18 protein-coding genes are annotated in these 18,866 nt (G+C 57.6%); 8 read left to right on the top strand and 10 right to left on the bottom strand.

All coding sequences use genetic code 11. The annotated features are described in order from the left end of the window. Nucleotides 1-9: 9 nt before the first annotated feature. The gene (gene pldA, locus ACT3IC_RS10580; RefSeq protein ID WP_103177438.1) at nucleotides 10-870 is read right to left on the bottom strand and encodes a phospholipase A; all 861 of its coding nucleotides are present in this window, start codon (nucleotides 868-870) and stop codon (nucleotides 10-12) included. Between the two features lie 156 nt (nucleotides 871-1,026). Here pldA and yigI point away from each other — a divergent pair, with 156 nt between their 5' ends. Together yigI and rarD are read left to right on the top strand one after the other, a co-directional pair. Next, nucleotides 1,027-1,494: an acyl-CoA thioesterase YigI gene (gene yigI / locus ACT3IC_RS10575; protein WP_103177439.1), complete on the top strand. Its 468-nt coding sequence runs from the start codon at nucleotides 1,027-1,029 to the stop codon at nucleotides 1,492-1,494. Nucleotides 1,495-1,545: 51 nt separating this feature from the next. Continuing rightward, a complete protein-coding gene (gene rarD / locus ACT3IC_RS10570) occupies nucleotides 1,546-2,442 on the top strand; it encodes an EamA family transporter RarD (RefSeq protein WP_114316424.1) in 897 nt (298 codons plus the stop codon). A 90-nt stretch (nucleotides 2,443-2,532) separates the two neighbouring features. Here the strand turns inward: rarD and corA are convergent, their stop codons facing one another. From corA to lptM, 8 genes are all read right to left on the bottom strand, one after another. After that, nucleotides 2,533-3,483 carry a magnesium/cobalt transporter CorA gene (corA, locus tag ACT3IC_RS10565; RefSeq protein WP_039031208.1) on the bottom strand — a complete coding sequence of 317 codons (951 nt, stop codon included), beginning with the start codon at nucleotides 3,481-3,483 and terminating at the stop codon, nucleotides 2,533-2,535. 148 nt (nucleotides 3,484-3,631) lie between these two features. Then, entirely contained in the window at nucleotides 3,632-3,688 is a 57-nt protein-coding gene (ysgD, locus tag ACT3IC_RS10560) for a YsgD/CorL family protein (protein ID WP_212743980.1), read from the bottom strand. A 149-nt stretch (nucleotides 3,689-3,837) separates the two neighbouring features. After that, the gene (gene uvrD / locus ACT3IC_RS10555; RefSeq protein WP_473477392.1) at nucleotides 3,838-6,000 is read right to left on the bottom strand and encodes a DNA helicase II; all 2,163 of its coding nucleotides are present in this window, start codon (nucleotides 5,998-6,000) and stop codon (nucleotides 3,838-3,840) included. A 107-nt stretch (nucleotides 6,001-6,107) separates the two neighbouring features. Beyond that, nucleotides 6,108-6,824, bottom strand: a complete 717-nt coding sequence (gene yigB, locus ACT3IC_RS10550) for a 5-amino-6-(5-phospho-D-ribitylamino)uracil phosphatase YigB (protein ID WP_103177442.1) — start codon at nucleotides 6,822-6,824, stop codon at nucleotides 6,108-6,110. After that, nucleotides 6,824-7,726: a tyrosine recombinase XerC gene (xerC, locus tag ACT3IC_RS10545; RefSeq protein ID WP_156655353.1), complete on the bottom strand. Its 903-nt coding sequence runs from the start codon at nucleotides 7,724-7,726 to the stop codon at nucleotides 6,824-6,826. The genes yigB and xerC overlap by 1 nt, the downstream gene beginning before the upstream one ends. Then, entirely contained in the window at nucleotides 7,723-8,430 is a 708-nt protein-coding gene (locus ACT3IC_RS10540; RefSeq protein WP_103177444.1) for a DUF484 domain-containing protein, read from the bottom strand. Before ACT3IC_RS10540 ends, xerC begins: the two co-directional genes overlap by 4 nt. Further along, nucleotides 8,427-9,251, bottom strand: coding sequence for a diaminopimelate epimerase (gene dapF, locus ACT3IC_RS10535; RefSeq protein ID WP_114388254.1), 825 nt, complete (start codon nucleotides 9,249-9,251; stop codon nucleotides 8,427-8,429). Before dapF ends, ACT3IC_RS10540 begins: the two co-directional genes overlap by 4 nt. Before the next feature lie 32 nt (nucleotides 9,252-9,283). Beyond that, complete coding sequence (lptM, locus tag ACT3IC_RS10530; protein ID WP_103177446.1) at nucleotides 9,284-9,487, bottom strand: LPS translocon maturation chaperone LptM; 204 nt, start codon at nucleotides 9,485-9,487, stop codon at nucleotides 9,284-9,286. Nucleotides 9,488-9,623: 136 nt separating this feature from the next. On the opposite strand from lptM, the gene cyaY reads away from it, so the two are divergent. Then, the gene (gene cyaY / locus ACT3IC_RS10525; protein WP_103177447.1) at nucleotides 9,624-9,944 is read left to right on the top strand and encodes an iron donor protein CyaY; all 321 of its coding nucleotides are present in this window, start codon (nucleotides 9,624-9,626) and stop codon (nucleotides 9,942-9,944) included. Nucleotides 9,945-10,035: 91 nt separating this feature from the next. Here cyaY and cyaA read toward each other — a convergent pair whose 3' ends face one another. After that, on the bottom strand, nucleotides 10,036-12,582 hold the full coding sequence (gene cyaA / locus ACT3IC_RS10520) for a class I adenylate cyclase (RefSeq protein ID WP_159340426.1): 2,547 nt from the start codon (nucleotides 12,580-12,582) through the stop codon (nucleotides 10,036-10,038). Between the two features lie 345 nt (nucleotides 12,583-12,927). Here cyaA and hemC point away from each other — a divergent pair, with 345 nt between their 5' ends. The 5 genes from hemC (at nucleotide 12,928) to ACT3IC_RS10495 (ending at nucleotide 18,374) form a co-directional block, all read left to right on the top strand. Next, on the top strand, nucleotides 12,928-13,869 hold the full coding sequence (gene hemC / locus ACT3IC_RS10515; protein ID WP_103177450.1) for a hydroxymethylbilane synthase: 942 nt from the start codon (nucleotides 12,928-12,930) through the stop codon (nucleotides 13,867-13,869). Next, nucleotides 13,866-14,606, top strand: coding sequence for a uroporphyrinogen-III synthase (gene hemD, locus ACT3IC_RS10510; protein ID WP_159340425.1), 741 nt, complete (start codon nucleotides 13,866-13,868; stop codon nucleotides 14,604-14,606). The genes hemC and hemD overlap by 4 nt, the downstream gene beginning before the upstream one ends. 22 nt (nucleotides 14,607-14,628) lie before the next feature. Next, nucleotides 14,629-15,807, top strand: a complete 1,179-nt coding sequence (gene hemX, locus ACT3IC_RS10505) for a uroporphyrinogen-III C-methyltransferase (RefSeq protein WP_159340424.1) — start codon at nucleotides 14,629-14,631, stop codon at nucleotides 15,805-15,807. A 2-nt stretch (nucleotides 15,808-15,809) separates the two neighbouring features. Then, nucleotides 15,810-17,009, top strand: coding sequence for a protoheme IX biogenesis protein HemY (hemY, locus tag ACT3IC_RS10500; RefSeq protein WP_103825327.1), 1,200 nt, complete (start codon nucleotides 15,810-15,812; stop codon nucleotides 17,007-17,009). Nucleotides 17,010-17,168: 159 nt separating this feature from the next. Further along, nucleotides 17,169-18,374: an MFS transporter gene (locus ACT3IC_RS10495; RefSeq protein WP_473477383.1), complete on the top strand. Its 1,206-nt coding sequence runs from the start codon at nucleotides 17,169-17,171 to the stop codon at nucleotides 18,372-18,374. The last annotated feature ends 492 nt before the right edge of the window (nucleotides 18,375-18,866 follow it).

Below are 18,866 nucleotides of genomic sequence, written 5' to 3'. Positions count from 1 at the left end.
TCGAGGAGGCTAGAAAAGATCGTTCAGCATCACGCCCACACCCACGCGGGTCTGGTTGAAGTTGTAGTCGATGAGGGATTCGCCATAGCCGCTGTAGACCTGGGTATACAGACGAACATGTTTGGTCAGCGGGTAGCTGACGCCCATCTCTGCGCCGCCATAGCCGGTGTTCCAGTTGTACTGCCCTTTCACACTCAGCACCGCTTCGCCCAGCTGATAGCCCACCCGCAGCTGGTAGTAGCCCATGTATTTGGTGATATCCGGGTTATCGTCGATGTTACCCACTACATACCAGGGCTTCACCTCCACCAGCCAGTTGCCGTTCTGCGCCATCAGGCGGCTATAGATACGGTTCCAGCTGCGCGAGGTGGGATCGGAGCGACCGTTGGATTGATGGTTGTAGCCAAATTCCACGTCCCGCAGCGTCCAGCCCGCCAGCGAGTAGTCGGTGGCGAAGCCAAGGAACAGCTGCGGCTCGTAGTTGGTCTCACGGAACGGCGACGATTCATCGCTGTTAGATAACTGCCACCATGACTTCTGCGTATAGGAGGCGCCCAGAATGGAATTCTGCCCCAGAATCCCGCGCCACAGCGGGAAGGCGAGACTCAGCTGGAATTTCACCTCATCTTTCTGCGAATCGTCGGCCCAGTCATAGGTTTTGATCGCCTCTTTATTGAGGTCGCTGGTCACGGTATAGATCAGGTAATTGCTGTCGTAAGGATAGAGCGTAAAAGGATTATCGTGCTCCTCCAACAGGTTAGCGATGATGCTGCCCCGCACGGCAGGCACCTCCTGAGTTGTCGCGTCCTGCGCAAATGCCGAAAGAGGCAGCGCAGCCGCCGCCATGAGTACGGCCTGATATGTCCGCATCGGTGTTGCTCTCCTGCAAAGCGTTTTAATGAGAAATATTTTGATCCCTTTTAGCATATTTAATGATGAGTGGCTTCACCTGTGCTCCGAATCTGGCAATTCAATTTGATGGGGCATAAAATCAACATTCTTTTAACAATAAGGATGTGACGTGTTATGTCTGCCACGCTTACTGCCGAAGAAGCGCTGAAGCTTGTCGGCGAGATTTTCGTCTACCACATGCCGTTCAACCGTGCTCTGGGGCTGGAGCTTGAGCGCTACGAAAAAGATTTCGCCCAACTGAGCTTTAACAATCAGCCAATGATGGTCGGTAACTGGGCTCAAAGCATTCTGCATGGCGGCGTTATTGCCTCCGCCCTCGACGTTGCAGCCGGTCTGGTCTGCGTTGGCAGCACCCTGACCCGCCACGACACCATTAACGAAGATGAGCTGCGCCAGCGCCTGTCGCGAATGGGAACCATCGACCTGCGCGTCGATTATCTGCGTCCGGGTCGCGGCAATCGCTTCACCGCCAGCAGCAGCCTGCTGCGTGCAGGCAATAAAGTCGCCGTCGCCCGCGTGGAACTGCATAACGAAGAGCAGCTCTATATCGCCAGCGCAACTGCCACTTATATGGTGGGTTGAGAGGGTAAAATCAGGTAAAATTGCGTGACATATTTGTAACGGATTTTCCTGATGGATGCTAAACAGACGCGGCAGGGCGTTTTACTCGCGCTTGCCGCTTATTTTATCTGGGGTATCGCGCCCGCCTACTTCAAGCTGATTCACTACGTTCCTGCCGATGAAATTCTCACTCACCGCGTGATCTGGTCGTTTTTCTTTATGGTGGCCCTGATGAGCGTAAGCCGTCAGTGGTCAGGGGTGAAAACGCTTCTGCAAACGCCTAAGAAAATTTTCCTGCTGGCGCTCTCCGCCGTATTGATTGGCGGCAACTGGTTGCTGTTCATCTGGGCGGTGAACAACCAGCATATGCTGGAGGCGAGCCTCGGCTATTTCATTAACCCGCTGGTGAATATCGTGCTGGGGATGTTGTTCCTCGGCGAGCGCTTCCGTCGGATGCAGTGGCTGGCGGTGCTTCTCGCCTTTTGTGGCGTGCTGGTTCAGCTGTGGACCTTTGGCTCGCTGCCGATCATCGCTCTGGGGCTGGCGTTCAGCTTCGCCTTTTATGGTCTGGTACGTAAAAAAATCGCCGTCGAAGCGCAAACCGGGATGCTGTTTGAAACCCTGTGGCTGCTGCCAGTGGCCGCCATTTATCTGTTTGCTATCGCCGACAGCAGCACCAGCCATATGGGCAGCAACCCGTGGACGCTGAACGTGATGCTGATGGCCGCCGGTGTGGTCACGACCATCCCGCTGCTCTGCTTTACCGGTGCGGCAACGCGCTTGCGCCTGTCAACGCTGGGCTTCTTCCAGTATATCGGCCCGACGCTGATGTTCCTGCTGGCGGTGCTGTTCTACGGTGAAGTACCGGGGGCAGATAAGATGGTGACCTTTGCGTTTATCTGGGTGGCGCTGGCGGTGTTTGTGGCGGATGCGATTTATACCCAGCGCAGGACGCGCAGAGGGCTGTAGTGCTTTTTTGCCGGATGGCGCTTCGCTTATCCGGCCTACGGGTTCGCGCTTTTCCAGGCCCGGTAAGCGTAGCGCCACCGGGCGCAACACTCACAACCAGTTACGGCGCTTGAAGTAGAGATACGGCGCCAGCCCGGCAAGCACCATAAAGACAATCGCCCCCGGGTAGCCAAAGCTCCACTTCAGCTCCGGCATAAACTCGAAGTTCATCCCGTAGCTGGACGCCACTAAGGTAGGCGGCAGGAAGACCACCGAAACCACCGAGAAGATCTTGATGATGCGGTTCTGCTCGATGTTGATAAAGCCCATCGCCGCCTGCATCAGGAAGTTCACCTTCTGGAACAGGGATTCGTTGTGCGGCAGCAGGGATTCGATATCGCGGAGGATCTCACGCGCCTGCTCCAGCTGCCCACCCGGCAGACGCGCCTTGCGCACCAGGAAGTTCAGCGCGCGCTGGGTATCCATCAGACACAGACGGACTTTCCAGCCGATATCTTCCAGCTCTGCCAGCGTTGACAGCGCTTCATCGTACTCATCGCCCTGATGCCCTTCCATGATCACCCGGCTCAGCTCTTCCAGATCGCTGTAGATGTTCTCAATCTCATCCGCCAGCTGTTCGATTTTGGTTTCAAACAGGTCAAGCAGCAGCTCATAGGCGTTGCCGTCCACCATCGCCTGGTTACGGGCACGCATACGGTAGAGGCGGAACGCAGGCAGTTCACGCTCGCGCAGGGTAAACAGGCGGCCATCGCGGATGGTGAATGCGACGGTGGAGTTACCGGCGTGATCTTCGGCATCTTCAAAGAAGAAAAAGGAGTGAATATGCAGGCCGTCTTCGTCTTCAAAGAAACGGGCCGATGCTTCGATGTCTTCCAGTTCCGGGCGGGTGGCCAGGCTTTGTCCGAGCTCAGATTGTACGCGCAGGCGTTCGTCGTCATCCGGTTCGACCAGATCCACCCAAACGGCATCAATGAGGGGTTGTGACTCTTCAGCTTCAAGCCGAATCAGTCGGTTTTTTTCCAGTTGAAATGCGCTCAGCATGACCGGGACTCCCAATGCAAAAAATATCGGACAGTTCGGTGGGCACACAGAAACAATTTGGGTTTCAGACCATTAAACAGCCTGACTCAGCGCGACGGGAAGAAGTGTCGCTGACAACCACTAAGGCCATCAGCGTGAGGAGATAGCCTTAGGAGTTGTTCCTGGATGACAGGGAATTGAGCCAGTATCTACTGGGTGTGTCCAAGGCGAATGTCCTCTTAGCGTAATCGTGCGCGCATGTTACGCCAGCAGTCACGGCGGCGTCAACTCGCAACGGAACGCTGAAGGGTAATAAATAGCCTTATACATATAAGGCTAGCAGACAGTTACAAAATAGTGATATTTTTCTGAAAGTTACACGGTTTCCAGCCTGGCGTAAGCGGCCACAAGCCATTTGATGCCCTGCCCCTGGAACGCCACCTGCAGACGGCTGTGCTCGCCACTGCCTTCCAGATTGACGATGGTGCCTTCGCCAAATTTGGCATGGCGAACGCGCTGGCCCAGCTTAAAGCCGCTGTCGCTTTCCGAGACCGGCATCCCCAGACGCTGATGGCTCACCGGGCGGCTGATGCTTGCGCGCAGGCGTACCTCTTCCACACACTCCTCCGGCAGCTCGCCGACAAAGCGTGACGGGCGGTGATAGACCTCTTTGCCGTACAGACGGCGGGTTTCGGCATAGGTCAGGGTCAGCTTTTGCATCGCGCGGGTCACGCCCACATAGGCCAGACGACGCTCCTCCTCCAGACGTCCGCCCTCATCCAGCGACATCTGGCTCGGGAACATCCCCTCTTCCATGCCGACGATAAATACCTGCGGGAACTCCAGACCTTTGGCCGAGTGGAGGGTCATCAGCTGCACCGCGTCCTGCCAGGTGTCGGCCTGCCCTTCGCCCGCTTCCAGCGCGGCATGGGACAGGAACGCCTGCAGCGGCATCAGGTCTTCATCTTCTTCGTTGTAGCTGAACTGACGCGTGGCGGTCACCAGCTCCTCTAAGTTCTCGATACGGGTCTGGCCTTTCTCGCCTTTCTCCTGCTCATACATCATGCGCAGGCCGGAGTCTTTGATCACCCGGTCGGTCTGAACGTGCAACGGCATGTCGGCGGTTTCCTGGGCCAGAGCTTCGATCAGCTCCAGGAAGCGCTGCAGCGCACTGGCTGCGCGTCCGGCAAGCGCTCGCTCCTGCAGCAGCTCGCGACACGCCTGCCACAGCGTCAGCTGGCGATCCCGGGAGGTCTGACGCACCACGTCGAGGGTGCGATCGCCGATGCCGCGGGTTGGCGTGTTGACCACGCGCTCGAAGGCTGCGTCGTCGTTGCGATTGGCGATCAGACGCAGATAGGAGAGCGCGTCTTTGATCTCCTGACGTTCGAAGAAGCGCATGCCGCCGTAGATGCGGTAGGGCATGCTGGCCTGTAGCAGCGCCTCTTCCAGCACACGCGACTGGGCGTTACTGCGATAGAGGATGGCGCATTGCTCCAGCGCCCCGCCGTTGTCCTGCCAGGTTTTGATCCGGTTGACCACAAAGCGGGCTTCATCCAGCTCGTTAAAGGCGCAGTAGAGGGAGATCGGCTCGCCGTCGATGCCCTCGGTCCAGAGCTTTTTGCCCAGGCGCCCGTTGTTATTTTCAATCAGGGCGTTGGCGGCGCTCAGAATGTTGTTGGTGGAGCGGTAGTTCTGTTCCAGGCGAATGGTCTCTGCGCCCGGGAAATCCTTCAGGAAGCGCTGGATGTTCTCGACCTGCGCGCCGCGCCAGCCGTAGATCGACTGGTCGTCGTCGCCGACGATCATCACTTTGCTGGAGTCGCCCGCCAGCAGGCGGATCCAGGCATACTGAATGTTGTTGGTATCCTGGAATTCATCGACCAGGATGTTGGTAAAGCGTTCGCGATAGTGCTGCAGAATATGCGGTTTGTTGAGCCACAGTTCATGAGCGCGCAACAGCAGCTCGGCAAAATCTACCAGTCCTGCGCGATCGCAGGCTTCCTGGTAGGCCTGGTAGACCTTCTGCCAGGTCTGCTCTATCGGGTTACCAAAGCTCTGGATATGGTGCGGACGCAGCCCTTCGTCTTTCTGGCTGTTGATGTACCACATCGCCTGACGCGGCGGCCACTGCTTCTCGTCGAGGTTCATCGCCTTGATCAGGCGCTTCAGGAGACGCAGCTGGTCTTCGCTGTCGAGGATCTGAAAGTCCTGCGGCAGGTTAGCGTCCAGGTGGTGCGCACGCAGCAGGCGGTGCGCCAGCCCGTGGAAGGTACCCACCCACATGCCGCCCTGGCTGGTGCCCATCAGCTGGGCGATACGGTGGCGCATCTCCGCCGCCGCTTTGTTGGTGAAGGTCACCGCCATAATGGAGTATGGCGAACAGTTCTCCACGCTCTGCAGCCAGGCAATACGGTGCACCAGCACGCGTGTCTTACCACTGCCCGCCCCAGCCAGTACCAGCATGTTGGTGCGCGTCGCGGCAACCGCGTCACGCTGTTTGTCATTGAGGCTGTCGAGCAGGTAAGAAACGTCCATTGGCACCGTCACGTAGTAATCAGGAACACTGCAAAACGCCCGCTGGCGCTTCGCTTACCGGGCCTTCGACCGCAAAACCCTGGTAATTTATACAATATTACTGGTGATTATATCAGCGTGGTGAGGGATGCCAACCGTGAAATTTCCAGGTGCGGCAGCAGACGGCTGTCCAGCGTAGTCATCAGATCGGCATTTTCAGGCTTGATCCAGCAGGCCTGCATGCCGCAGCGGATCGCCCCAGCAACATCGGTGGTCAGGTCATCGCCCACGTGAAGAATATTCCCCAGCGGCAGGTCGAGCTTCTCCGCCGCCAGATGGTACATATCGTTAAAGGGCTTCGAGCGCCCATGCGGGCCTGCGCGCAGCACAAACTGGAAGTAGTCGCCAAGGCCGAACAGTTCCGGCTGGGCATTGCCGTTGGTGATAGCCACCAGCGGCCACTTTTCGGCAAGCGCAGCCAGCGTGTCGTGCGTCTCCTGCGGGACGTCGATACGGCTGCGCCATGTCGCGAAGTGCGCCATCGAGGCTTCTGCGCCAAGCGCGGCCTCGGCAGCGGTCAGACCCGCGTTGAGCATAGCCAGCTCAACGGCCCGACGGCGCCATTCCGTCACATCGTGATAGATTTCCGGCTCGGTCTGCCGTAACGCCTGGCGAAGACGGTGAAACTCTTTGTTTTCCAGCGCTTTTAACGCCGGATGATAGTTTTGTACAAAGGCCAGTGCTTCCTGCTCGGTTCGCAGGATCACCTGACGGTTGTCGTAAAGGGTGTCATCAAGGTCAAACGTCAGGGCAGAGATTTGGCCTAATGGACGATAAAAACGCATTATTTCCCCCGTTTGGCGCGTGGATGCGCCGCGTCGTACACCGAGGCAAGGTGTTGAAAATCGAGATGGGTATAGATTTGGGTGGTGGACAAGTTGGCGTGGCCCAGCAGCTCCTGGACGCCACGCAGGTCACCGCTGGACTCCAGCATGTGGGTGGCGAACGAATGGCGCAGTTTATGGGGATGGACATGGCTGTTCAGCCCCTGCTTAATCCCCCACTCGGCAAACCGTTTTTGCACGTTACGCGCCGAGATGCGCTTGCCGAGCTTCGAGAGGAAGAGCGCCTCCTCTTCGGTACCAAACAAGCCGCGCAGATCGAGCCAGTGCTCAATCCACACCACGGCATTGCGGCCAATGGGCAAGCGCCGCTCTTTGCTGCCTTTGCCCATCACCCACACTTCCCCGGTATCCAGATCGAGATGTTTGATATCCAGGTTAACCAGCTCGGAAAGACGCAGGCCGGCGCCGTACATCACTTCCAGCATGGCGCGGTCACGCACCGCCAGCGGATCGTTGAGATCGATATCCAGCAGGCGGTTAACGTCATCCACGTCGATATTTTTGGGCAGATGGCGCGGCGCTTTCGGGGCGGCGATCCCTTTGGCCGGATTGGCGCTGAGTTCGCCCTGGCTGACCAGCCAGTCAAAGAAGCTGCGCAGTGCCGAGAGCCGAAGCGCAAGGCTGGCCGGGCCTAGCCCTTTACGGCGGCTGCGCACGGCAAACGTGCGCACCGTGGCGGCATCACATTGTTGCCAGCTCGTCAGGCCGATTTCATCGGCTAACTGCATGATGGCATCAAGCTGACGCTGATAGTTCAACAGGGTGATCGGGCTGAGCTGGCGCTCAACGCCCAGATAGCGCAGAAAACGGGTAACGGCAGGTGCCAGCTGAGCGTCCGTCATACGCGTTCAATCCAGCGCTCCAGCAGCTCGGGCAGCATCTGCGCAATTTCCTGCAGCAGCTGTGTGCCTTGTCCCTGCTGGTAATGATGCGGATCGCGGCTGGTAAACAGCATTACACCAAGCTCGCCGTCGCGTCCCATCAGCGACATGGCTACCGACCCGATGGCTTTGGCCTCTGGCAGCACCACCAGGAGTTCAGGACCATTCAGCTGTCCAAGATAGTGGTCCGCTTGTCCCATACGCTGAATGCGCAGCGGCTCAAACGCCTGACGCGACAGGGCCAGATGGGTAAAACGTGAGGGTGCGCCAATGCGCCAGCGGTCCGGGAAGAGGCGTATCGTGGCACCCGCCAGCCCCAGATCCCGCGCCCAGCGATGCAAACGGAGAAGAAATTCGTCCAGGCTGCTGGCCGACGCCAGCCGGGATTGCAGGTGCAGGAGGCGATAGAACAGCCCTTCATTACTGCTCGCCTGCTCCATCAGCAGGGAGATGTTCTCTTCAAGATGGTTTATATGGTTGCGCGCGCGCGCCATATGCCACTCAACCAGCGAGACCGTGCCGCGGATCGGGTGCGGGACGCGCATCTCTTCAACGACACGCGCATTGCGAATAAAGAAATCAGGATGGCGCAACAGGTAATCAACAACCGCCCGGTCGTCCATTGCCGTCAGCGTCTCCTGCAGTTCTTCTCCTGGTTGTTTCATAGATGGATAAACCCGTCATAAACTTGTGTCGCCGGGCCGGTCATATAGAGCGGCTGGCCCGGGCCTTTCCAGGCGATATCGAGACGCCCGCCTGGTAAATCCACGCGAACCTCTGGTGCCAGTAAACCCTGCGTAATCCCCACCGCAACGGCCGCACAGGCACCGCTGCCGCACGCCTGCGTCTCGCCTGCGCCACGTTCAAAAACGCGCAGACGGATGTGTTCGCGGGTGAGAACCTGCATAAATCCAATGTTGGCGCGTTCCGGAAAACGCTCATGGCTCTCCAGCACCGGGCCGAGGGTTTCGACGGGCGCCGTCGCCACGTCATCAACCTGAATCACGCAGTGCGGGTTCCCCATGGAGACCACGCCGCACAAGACTGTCTGTTCCGCCGCGCGCATGATATAGGTCTTTTCCGCTTTGTTGGCGCGGAACGGCACCTGCGAGGGTTCGAAGTTCGGCTCGCCCATATTCACCCGCACCAGCTCGTCGTCGGTCACGCTCAGTACCATCCGTCCGTTGGCGGTGCTGACGCGAATATCGCGCTTGTTGGTGAGCCCCTTCAGACGGACAAAACGGGCAAAACAGCGCGCGCCGTTGCCGCACTGGGAGACTTCGCTGCCGTCGGCATTAAAGATACGATAGTGAAAATCGAGATCCGGATCGTAGGGCGGCTCAACCACCAGCAGCTGATCAAACCCCACCCCCAGGTGCCGATCGGCCAGACGGCGGATCAGCTCCGGGGAAAAGAAGACATTCTGCGTTACCGCGTCGACGACCATAAAGTCATTGCCAAGGCCATGCATCTTAGAAAACTGCATTATTTACTCCATTGCGCGGACAGGAGCGCTTGTCAGTAATTGACCTGGCTTGGACCGTTGTTATCGCCACGATCGTTACGATCCGGCATCGTGGTTTGCACTGGGCTTTCCACTTTTTTGGTCGGCGGTGGTGCGGTTTCATCTGCTGGCGGGAAATAGAGCGGCCCTTTCAGACCACATCCGGTCAGGCTAAACAGCGTAAGGAGAACGGCAAGCGTTCGAAAAACGTTTTTCATTATCATGTTGCCTGTAAGTTCAAATCTGTTTTCTATCATCGCAGGAGAAGGCACAAAAGCAAGAGTTTGCCGCTAACCTGCAACCGGAATTATTTAGCGTTATACTGCCGCCATCACGAAAAACAGGAACAGAACCATGAATGACAGTGAATTCCATCGCCTCGCCGATAACCTGTGGCAAACCATCGAAGAACGCCTGGATGACTGGGATGGCGACAGCGACATCGATTGTGAAATCAACGGCGGCGTGCTGACCATCAGCTTCGAAAACGGCAGCAAAATCATTATTAATCGCCAGGAGCCGCTTCACCAGGTCTGGCTCGCCACCAAACAGGGCGGCTACCACTTCGACCTGAAAGGCGACGAGTGGATTTGCGATCGCAGCGGTGAGACCTTCTGGGATCTGCTTGAGCAGGCTGCGACGCAGCAGTCGGGTGAAGAGGTGAGCTTCCGCTAAGGCTGTTTTGCCGGATGGCGCTTCGCTTATCCGGCCTACGGGTTCGTGCCTTTGTAGGCCCGGTAAGCGTAGCGCCACCGGGCAATGGCCGTCAGGAGAAATACTGCTGCAACAGCGGGGTACTGACGTCCTGTCTGTCAGGGACGACCGGGGTAATCGCCTGGGTGCGGAACGGGATCACCTGCGCACGGCCATCCACCTTCACAATCTGATAGAACTGCGGCAGGTTGAAGTTGATAAAACTTGAGCCGTAGGTGAAGCGGTCATGGGAAGAGGAGTAGAAGCGGCTGACGTCGCGCACCAGCTCCTCTTTGCTGCCTTCACAGTGGTGATACACTTCGGCGCGGTTGGTTTCGTCGAGGATGTAGATATTGAACCCGGCATCCTCCCCCGTCTCCTCAAAGAAGAACTGAATAATCCCTTCACTGGCGAAGCCGTCCACCACCTGCGGCAGTTTAACGTGGTTGGTCTCAACCTGTACCGACAGACCGTGCAGTTTGTTGTGCGAAATGGCGCCGTAAAACTCAATGGCGTTTTCCAGCTTCTGCACCGAGACGTTCAGACGTTCAAAGAAGAGGCCCCAGGTCTGGCCGGAGACGCGCAGCGCTTTAAAGCGCCCGGTTTCCTGACGGGTACTGGAGAGGCGCAGATCGATACATTCAGAGACCAGCTGCTGTACGCGGGTACGGATCAGGCCGCGCAGATGCTGGCTGTAACAGAAGACCTCGACGCTGTCCGGCGGCGCGGCATCCTGGTGCATTTTACCGAGAATCGTTTTCAGCGCTTCGATCATCGCCTGCTCGCCGTTGAAGTGCAGGGTACGCACTTCGTTCCACGAGTTGCGGTAGAGCAGATCGACGCTGCCCACCAGGCAGTTTTGCTGCTCGCCAAAGCTGAAGACGTCCAGCTTGCGGAAATCAAAATGGACCACCTGATTGCGGAAGGCCGCCGTCGGGTCATATTCCAGGTTGACGATAATCGCCAGATGGCGAATTTCGCACGGACTGTATAGCGCTTTCGGCGTAGGCGCAGGCAGACGCAGCGGGAAGTGGTGCGACACATCGGCGACCATTTCCTGCAGCTTGGCTAAATCGACAATCTCGTTACCTTTAATAAACAGACGCGTGCGGGAGGTCAACAGGCCGTTGAACCAGGCCCACGCCACCAGCTTGTTCAGGTAACGGTTATATTCCAGCGGCTGATGGCTGATGATCGAATCCATGCTCGGCGCGCGGTTATACAGATACCAGCCGGTACGGTTCGCACGACCCGGTGGAACATAGATAAAGGTCAGGTTCGGTTCAGACAGGTCCGGCGAAATCTGTGGGTTCACCAGCGTCACTTTACCCGGCAGCGCTTCAAACGCCGCGTACAGCTTACGGGTCAGCACCCCGATGTCCTGCGGGCTGGCGGAAACGCTGAGGTTGTTACGACGGGCAAAGCGGATCAGGTTACGGTAGCTCTGCATCATCGCATCGAGCAGTTCGTTGTGCGCTTCACGCACCTGATCGATCTTCCAGTTGGCGCGGTTATCGAGCATCGACAGGCGCTCTTCGTCCCATCCCCACTCTTTAACTAACTGACTGACCACTTCACGACGCCAGCCGACGCAGGCGCGTTCGCGGCTGAGCTTCTCACAAACTTTAAGATAGAAACATCGACGGACCAGATCGAGACGGGTCGGATCGTCGATGGCTTTCAGGTATTCGGTGACGCGCTCAAGCATCATGCAGTAGGCATCAAGACCGAAAGAGACGATCTCGCCATCATGCAGACGCTGTTTAATGTCTTTCGCCAGCAGGCGCGGGGTTGGGTATTCCCAGGAATAGGCTTCGAGCAGCAGCGTTTTCAGCACCGCTTTGTACGGGGAATCGATACTTTTATAGAGCTGCCACAGGCTGGCGCCAAAGTACTCTTCCGCAGAGAGCGAGCTTAAGCCCCCCAGGTCCAGCCACTCGTTTGGCGTCAGGACACCCTGGGCATAGAGCTTCATGACGTAATCGTCGTAATGCTCCTCTTCGTCGCACGGCACCATACTCCACAGGATACGCTTCCCGGCCAGGCGCACGGCGGTACGGTAAAATTCATCCAGCAACAGGATGTGCTGGGTCGAGCCGCAGTCTTCGCCCCCCAGACTGCCGCTTTCATTATGGCGGAAACGGTTTTCATCAATCAGGAAGAAGCTGACTTCCACGCCGAGCGATGCCGCCCAGCTCTCCAGCAGGCTGCATTTACGCTGCAGCAGTTGACGTTCTTCATTATCAAGCCAGGATTGATGGCAGACCCAGATATCGAGATCCGACGAGCAGCTTTGCCCCACCGAAGAGGTGCTGCCCATGGTGTAGACGCCGGTGATAGGCAGTTCGCCTTTTGGCGACTCCTGCGCCGGCATACCGCGATAGAGTTCCAGCTCTTTCAGATAGTGCTGTTGGGTATCATCAGGCGTGAAAAGGCAGATGCCTTTGGGAACGTTACCATCGAGGTAACCTGGCATCAGCGGATGGTGATAATGCAACAATGTCGGCAGCAGACTGTAAACCTGCTGGAAAGCAGGTCCCATTGCAGCAAGCGCGCGATCGACGCGCAGTTGATTGATGGCATCCAGTCGCTGTTTCAGAGTCTCAATATAGAGGTACAAGACGTATCGCCTGATGTTCAGAAAGCGCTCACCTTCAGCAAGACCGAGGATTACGCGTTCACAGTATTTCGAAAGTAGCCGTCACCCTTTTTCGCCCTTATCTTTATGGTCATGGAGACGAAAAAATGGTCTAAAACGTGATCAATTTAACACCTTGCCGTTTGACCGTAAAGAAAGATGCGCTACATACAAGTGTAGCACCGTTCTGAACGTGTAAATTCCTGAATACGGCAGCAGGCAACCTGAATCGCTGCCCTGTCCTGAACCCCTTCTACGTCCGTAAACCTGACAGTCCTGAGACAACAATGTTAGGATGGTCAGCAGACGATTAAGACGGTAACAAGCATGTTAGACAATGTTTTAAGAATTGCCACACGCCAAAGCCCCCTTGCGCTCTGGCAGGCACATTATGTTAAGCAGCGCCTTGAGGCCTGCCATGCAGGTTTGCGTGTAGAGCTGGTGCCGATGGTGACGCGCGGCGATGTCATCCTTGATACACCGCTGGCGAAAGTGGGCGGGAAAGGTCTGTTCGTAAAAGAGCTTGAACTGGCACTGCTTGAAGGTCGCGCCGATATCGCGGTTCACTCCATGAAGGACGTCCCGGTTGATTTCCCTGAGGGGCTGGGTCTGGTCACCATTTGCGAGCGGGAAGATCCACGCGATGCCTTTGTCTCGAATCACTACGACTCCCTGGATGCTCTGCCACAAGGGAGCATCGTTGGCACGTCAAGTTTACGCCGCCAGTGCCAGCTGGCCGAGTATCGCCCGGATCTCATCATCCGCTCCCTGCGCGGTAACGTCGGCACCCGCCTGAGCAAGCTGGATAATGGTGAATATGACGCCATTATTCTGGCGGTAGCTGGCCTGAAACGCCTGGGCCTGGAGTCGCGTATCAAGGCGGCGCTCTCCCCGGAACAGTCGCTGCCGGCCGTGGGCCAGGGCGCGGTGGGCATTGAGTGCCGGCTCGACGATACCCGTACCCATGCGCTGCTGGCACCGCTCAATCACGACGAGACCGCAATCCGCGTGCAGGCGGAGCGCGCCATGAATACCCGCCTGGAAGGGGGATGTCAGGTGCCGATTGGCAGCTATGCTGAATTAACAGATGGCGAACTGTGGCTGCGCGCGCTGGTTGGCGCGCCGGACGGTTCGCAGATGGTACGCGGCGAACGTCGCGGCAAACCGCAGGACGCCGAACAGCTGGGTATTTCGCTGGCGGAAGAGCTACTGGATAACGGCGCCCGTGAAATTCTCGCGGATGTCTATAATGGAGAACCCCCGGCATGAGTATTCTCGTCACCCGCCCTTCTCCCGCAGGAGATCAGTTAGTGAGCCGTCTGCGCGCACTGGGGCAGGTGGCGTGGAGCTTTCCGCTGATTGAGTTTTCCCCGGGCCGGGAACTTCCCCTGCTCGCGGGCCATCTTGCCGCGCTGCGGGCCGATGACATGCTGTTTGCCCTGTCGCAACATGCCGTGGCATTTGCCCACGCCCGGCTGCAGCAGGAAGGCCAGCGCTGGCCGGATGCGCCACGCTATTTCGCTATCGGCAGAACCACCGCCCTGGCGCTGCATACCGAAAGTGGCAAAGAGATTCGCTATCCGCTGGATCGGGAAACCAGTGAAGTGTTGCTACAATTACCTGAATTACAAACCGTTGTGGGAAAGCGCATTCTGATTTTGCGCGGCAACGGTGGGCGGGAACTGCTGGGCGACACGCTGCGCGAGCGCGGAGCAGAAGTGACATTTTGCGAATGTTATCAACGTTGTAATAAATACTATGACGGTGCAGAAGAGGCGATGCGCTGGCAGTTGCGCGGCGTCACTACCCTTGTGGTGACCAGCGGCGAAATGTTGCAACACCTCTGGTCGCTGATCCCACAATGGTATCGTGAAAACTGGTTACTCCGCTGTCGGCTTCTGGTCGTCAGTGAGCGTCTGGCGAACCTCGCCCGGGAACTGGGCTGGCAAGATATTCGGATCGCTGATAACGCCGACAACGATGCGCTGCTGCGCGCATTACAATAACCTCTCATAATGGGAAGCCATAATGACGGAACAAGAAAAATCCTCCGCCGTGGTTGAAGAGACCAGGGAGACTGTGGACACCACGCCACAGCCAGAAACGACAGAGAAAAAGCATGGCAGCAATAAAACCAGTCTGGCGTTAAGCGCGATTGCCATCGCCATTGCGCTGGCCGCTGGCGTCGGTCTGTATGGACTGGTGAAAAAACAAGCGACCAATCAGGTTGCCACGAACGACGAACTGGTGACGCAAATCACCGCCCTGCAACAGGCGCAGCAGTCGCAAAAAGCCGAGCTGGATGGGGTGCTCAAACAGCAGGCCGATCAGCTGGCCGCCGCCACCCGTAAGCAGGACGAGCTGACCAAACAGCTGGATGAAATGCAGCAAAAAGTGGCGGCTATTTCCGGTACCGATGCCAAAACCTGGCTGCTGGCGCAGGCTGATTTCCTGGTCAAACTGGCCGGGCGCAAGCTGTGGAGCGATCAGGATGTCACCACCGCTGCCGCGCTGCTGAAAAGCGCCGATGCCAGCCTGGGCGACATGAACGACCCAAGCCTGATCACTGCCCGCCGGGCACTCACTGCGGATATCGCCAGCCTGTCGACCGTATCGCAGGTGGATTATGACGGCATCATCCTGAAAGTGAATCAGCTGTCGAACCAGATCGATAACCTGCGTCTGGCAGATAATAACGACGACGACTCCCCGATGGATTCCGACAGCAGCGAACTCTCCAGCTCATTGAGCGAGTGGCGCATCAACCTGCAAAAAAGCTGGCAGAACTTTATGGACAGCTTTATCACCGTTCGCCGCCGCGATGAGACCGCCGTGCCGCTGCTCGCGCCGAATCAGGACGTCTACCTGCGCGAGAACCTGCGTTCACGTCTGCTGGTGGCCGCGCAGGCTGTGCCTCGCCATCAGGAAGAGACCTACAAGCAGGCGCTGGATAATGTCTCCACCTGGGTACGCGCTTACTACGATACCGACGATGCCACCACTACCGCTTTCCTCGAAGAGGTGGACAAGCTGAGCCAACAGAACATCACCATGAACGTTCCGGATAAGCTGGAGAGCCAGCCGATTCTGGAGAAGCTGATGCAGACGCGCGTGCGTAACCTGCTGGCACAGCCGGGCGAAGCGGCGGAGCAGTCTCCTGCCCCAGCTCCAGCTCCCGCCCCTGACAGCGCACCGCAAGGAGAGTAATTATGTTAAAAGTTTTATTACTCTTCGCACTGCTGCTCGCCGGGATCGTGCTGGGTCCTATGCTGGCGGGTCATCAGGGCTACGTGCTGATCCAGACCGATAACTACAATATCGAAACCAGCGTCACCGGGCTGGTGATCATTTTGATCCTGGTGATGGTGGCATTTCTGGCGATCGAGTGGATCCTGCGCCGCATCTTCCGTACCGGGGCCCATACCCGCAGCTGGTTTGTCGGCCGCAAGCGCCGCCGTGCCCGTAAGCAGACCGAACAGGCCCTGCTGAAACTGGCTGAAGGGGACTATCAGCAGGTTGAGAAGCTGATGTCGAAGAATGCCGATCATGCTGAACAGCCGGTGGTCAACTATCTGCTGGCGGCGGAAGCCGCACAGCAGCGCGGCGACGAAGCACGCGCCAATCAGCATCTGGAGCGTGCCGCCGAGCTGGCTGAAAACGATCCGATCCCGGTTGAGATCACCCGTGTGCGCCTGCAGCTGGCGCGTAACGAAAACCATGCCGCCCGTCACGGCGTCGATCGCCTGCTGGAGATCGCGCCGCGTCATCCAGAGGTGCTGCGTCTGGCTGAGCAGGCCTATATCCGCACCGGCGCGTGGGGCTCGCTGCTGGACATCATCCCGTCGATGGCGAAAGCCGACGTCGGCGATGAAGAGCAGCGCGACAGCCTGCAACGTCAGGCATGGATCGGGCTGATGGACCAGGCGCGAGCCGATCAGGGTAGCGATGGCCTGAAGGCCTGGTGGAAAAATCAGAGCCGCAAAACGCGCCAGCAGGTGCCCCTGCAGGTGGCGATGGCGGAACACCTGATTGAGTGTGACGATCACGATACCGCCCAGAGCATCATCCTTGATGGCCTGAAACGCCAGTACGACGATCGTCTGGTGATGGTGATCCCACGCCTGAAAACCAATAATCCGGAGCAGATCGAGAAAATGCTGCGCCAGCAGATCAAAACCGTGGGCGATCGCCCTCTGCTGTGGAGCACTCTGGGTCAGTCACTGGCCAGACATGGCGAATGGAAAGAGGCCAGCCTCGCCTTCCGCGCCGCGTTAAAACAGCGCCCGGATGCGTTCGATTATGCCTGGCTGGCGGATACGCTGGATAAACTGCATCTGCCGGAAGAGGCTGCCGAAATGCGCCGCGACGGTCTGCTGCTGACATTACAGAACAATCCCCCGCAGCAATAATTGCACAGGAGGCCTGACGGCCTCCTTTTTTATTTGCTACATTCTTAGCATCTTCTTCAGAGACCCACTCCGCCAATGTAACGATCTCCTTTCATTGAACATTTTTTCTGTACACGCCTTTTACGGCGTGGATTAAATTGTTTTTGAAAGGATCGTTTCATGAACACGCTTTTGTATGCGCTTTTTCACGCGCTGCGCTGTCATCGCTGGCTGCGCCTGCTGGCCTGCGCTTTTCTGTTTACCTCTGTGGGAAATGGCTTAACCCAGGTGATGGTCTTTGGTCTGCTGCTGGAGTGGCAGGCTCCCGCCTCTTTACTGACCCTGGCATATCTGTTTGCCCTGCTACCGGGATTTCTGGGCAGCCTCGTCGGGGAGAAGTTCTGTATGCGTTTTTCACCCATCGGCCTGCTGCTCCTGACAGAGTGGCTGGGTCTGCTCGCCCTGCTGTTTCCCCTGCTGGGCATTCAGTTTCACAGCATGGTAGCGCTGCTGGCGGTGCAGTCCACCGAGGCCTTTCTGACGGGCATGAGCTGGCCCGCGCTGGCCCTGCTGTTCCGGCGAGGATTGTCCGAAGCCGAGCTGCCTGCGGCGACCTGCCTGGAGACGATGATTTTTGCTTCGCAGGTGCTACTGGGCACCGGGCTGGGTATGGTGCTGTTTCATCATCTGCCCGCGCTGGCACTGCTGGGGATCGACGCGCTCACCTTTGCGGGCTCCTTGCTGTTGCTGCGCCTCACTGGCAGCGCGTTGCCTTCTCTGGCGCCTGAGCAGGCAGCAGAAACCGAAAGACCGGTGGCGATGCGCTGGCAGGCACTGGGAGCGCAGCAAAAACGCAGCCTGTTGCTGCTTCCTGCCCTCGCCGCCGTGGGTTCACCCGCTATGGCGCTGCTGCCTGCACTGGCGCAGCAGATCGAGCCGAATGATGCTGCCGGGCTGGCCCTGCCTCTGCTTTTTGCCCGCAGCATGGGGCAACTGTGCGGCCCGCTGCTGCTGAAAAGAGAGAGCCTGCCCCGCTACGCCGGGCAAAACCGCCTCCTGCTGACCTGCCTCGGCCTCTTTTTACTTGCCTACGGGACGATCCCGCTGCTATCGGGGATGCAAGCGCTGGGGGTCGTTTTTGTCGCCCATCTCGCTTCGAACGTCGTTTTTGCGGTGGGCACTTTTAGCCTGTTAAGCAGCTTTCAGGCTGACCTGATCTCCTCGGCCAGCGGCAGGGCCTGGCGATGGCAAACCGCCAGCGCATCGCTCTTTACCGGCCTCACGGCACTGGTTGCTGACGTGCTGGGGCCGCTACAGGCGCTGTATGGCGTTTCGGGCTGTGCCCTGCTAATGGTGGTGGGGATCCTGACGCGCTACTGCAGATAAGGCATAAAAAAACGCCTGCTAAAAAGCAGGCGTTAAACAGGTCTGTTTGACAACTTGTGGTGCTTCACTCAACGTTGTGTCCAGGGTGTTTGATGAGGCCGAAGCGACATCTGTCAGTGGACGATAAGCACCGTAAATGGCTCTGCGTCATTCCGGAGTTTATGAGGCACTAAGGCGAACATAAGAGGTGGAATGAGCATCTACACGCATATTATTGCATGCAATGTGCCAATGTTGCATTACGAAGTTGTATGTATCTCAACTTTTTAAGATAAAAGGAAATTATCCCTGTCAGTCAGGAAACGGGCGGCAGAATGGGCCAATAATCAGGCCAAAGTGTCTCCAGGAAGAGACAGGCTGACGGATAAAGCGATATATTGATTCATTTCAATAGGTTATATGTCACTTATTCACGACAGGCCAGGATATCGCTGTCGGCAATAAACAACAGGGGCAGGAAAAGCAGAAAACAAAAAACCCCGCCGAAGCGGG

Source organism: Leclercia sp. GHBNCSD (assembly GCF_055805075.1).
Note: the sequence above shows the minus strand (reverse complement) of the source record. Positions and strands in the feature narration are given on the sequence as shown.

Excerpts from the sequence above, each read along its gene's own strand:
- rarD (WP_114316424.1), top strand. The coding sequence starts at position 1,546 with ATGGATGCTAAACAGACGCGGCAGGGCGTTTTACTCGCGCTTGCCGCT.
- yigB (WP_103177442.1), bottom strand. The coding sequence starts at position 6,824 with ATGCGTTTTTATCGTCCATTAGGCCAAATCTCTGCCCTGACGTTTGAC.
- uvrD (WP_473477392.1), bottom strand. The coding sequence starts at position 6,000 with ATGGACGTTTCTTACCTGCTCGACAGCCTCAATGACAAACAGCGTGAC.
- ACT3IC_RS10495 (WP_473477383.1), top strand. The coding sequence starts at position 17,169 with ATGAACACGCTTTTGTATGCGCTTTTTCACGCGCTGCGCTGTCATCGC.
- ACT3IC_RS10540 (WP_103177444.1), bottom strand. The coding sequence starts at position 8,430 with ATGAAACAACCAGGAGAAGAACTGCAGGAGACGCTGACGGCAATGGAC.
- hemC (WP_103177450.1), top strand. The coding sequence starts at position 12,928 with ATGTTAGACAATGTTTTAAGAATTGCCACACGCCAAAGCCCCCTTGCG.
- pldA (WP_103177438.1), bottom strand. The coding sequence starts at position 870 with ATGCGGACATATCAGGCCGTACTCATGGCGGCGGCTGCGCTGCCTCTT.
- hemX (WP_159340424.1), top strand. The coding sequence starts at position 14,629 with ATGACGGAACAAGAAAAATCCTCCGCCGTGGTTGAAGAGACCAGGGAG.
- corA (WP_039031208.1), bottom strand. The coding sequence starts at position 3,483 with ATGCTGAGCGCATTTCAACTGGAAAAAAACCGACTGATTCGGCTTGAA.
- hemD (WP_159340425.1), top strand. The coding sequence starts at position 13,866 with ATGAGTATTCTCGTCACCCGCCCTTCTCCCGCAGGAGATCAGTTAGTG.
- yigI (WP_103177439.1), top strand. The coding sequence starts at position 1,027 with ATGTCTGCCACGCTTACTGCCGAAGAAGCGCTGAAGCTTGTCGGCGAG.
- cyaY (WP_103177447.1), top strand. The coding sequence starts at position 9,624 with ATGAATGACAGTGAATTCCATCGCCTCGCCGATAACCTGTGGCAAACC.
- hemY (WP_103825327.1), top strand. The coding sequence starts at position 15,810 with ATGTTAAAAGTTTTATTACTCTTCGCACTGCTGCTCGCCGGGATCGTG.
- xerC (WP_156655353.1), bottom strand. The coding sequence starts at position 7,726 with ATGACGGACGCTCAGCTGGCACCTGCCGTTACCCGTTTTCTGCGCTAT.
- lptM (WP_103177446.1), bottom strand. The coding sequence starts at position 9,487 with ATGAAAAACGTTTTTCGAACGCTTGCCGTTCTCCTTACGCTGTTTAGC.
- dapF (WP_114388254.1), bottom strand. The coding sequence starts at position 9,251 with ATGCAGTTTTCTAAGATGCATGGCCTTGGCAATGACTTTATGGTCGTC.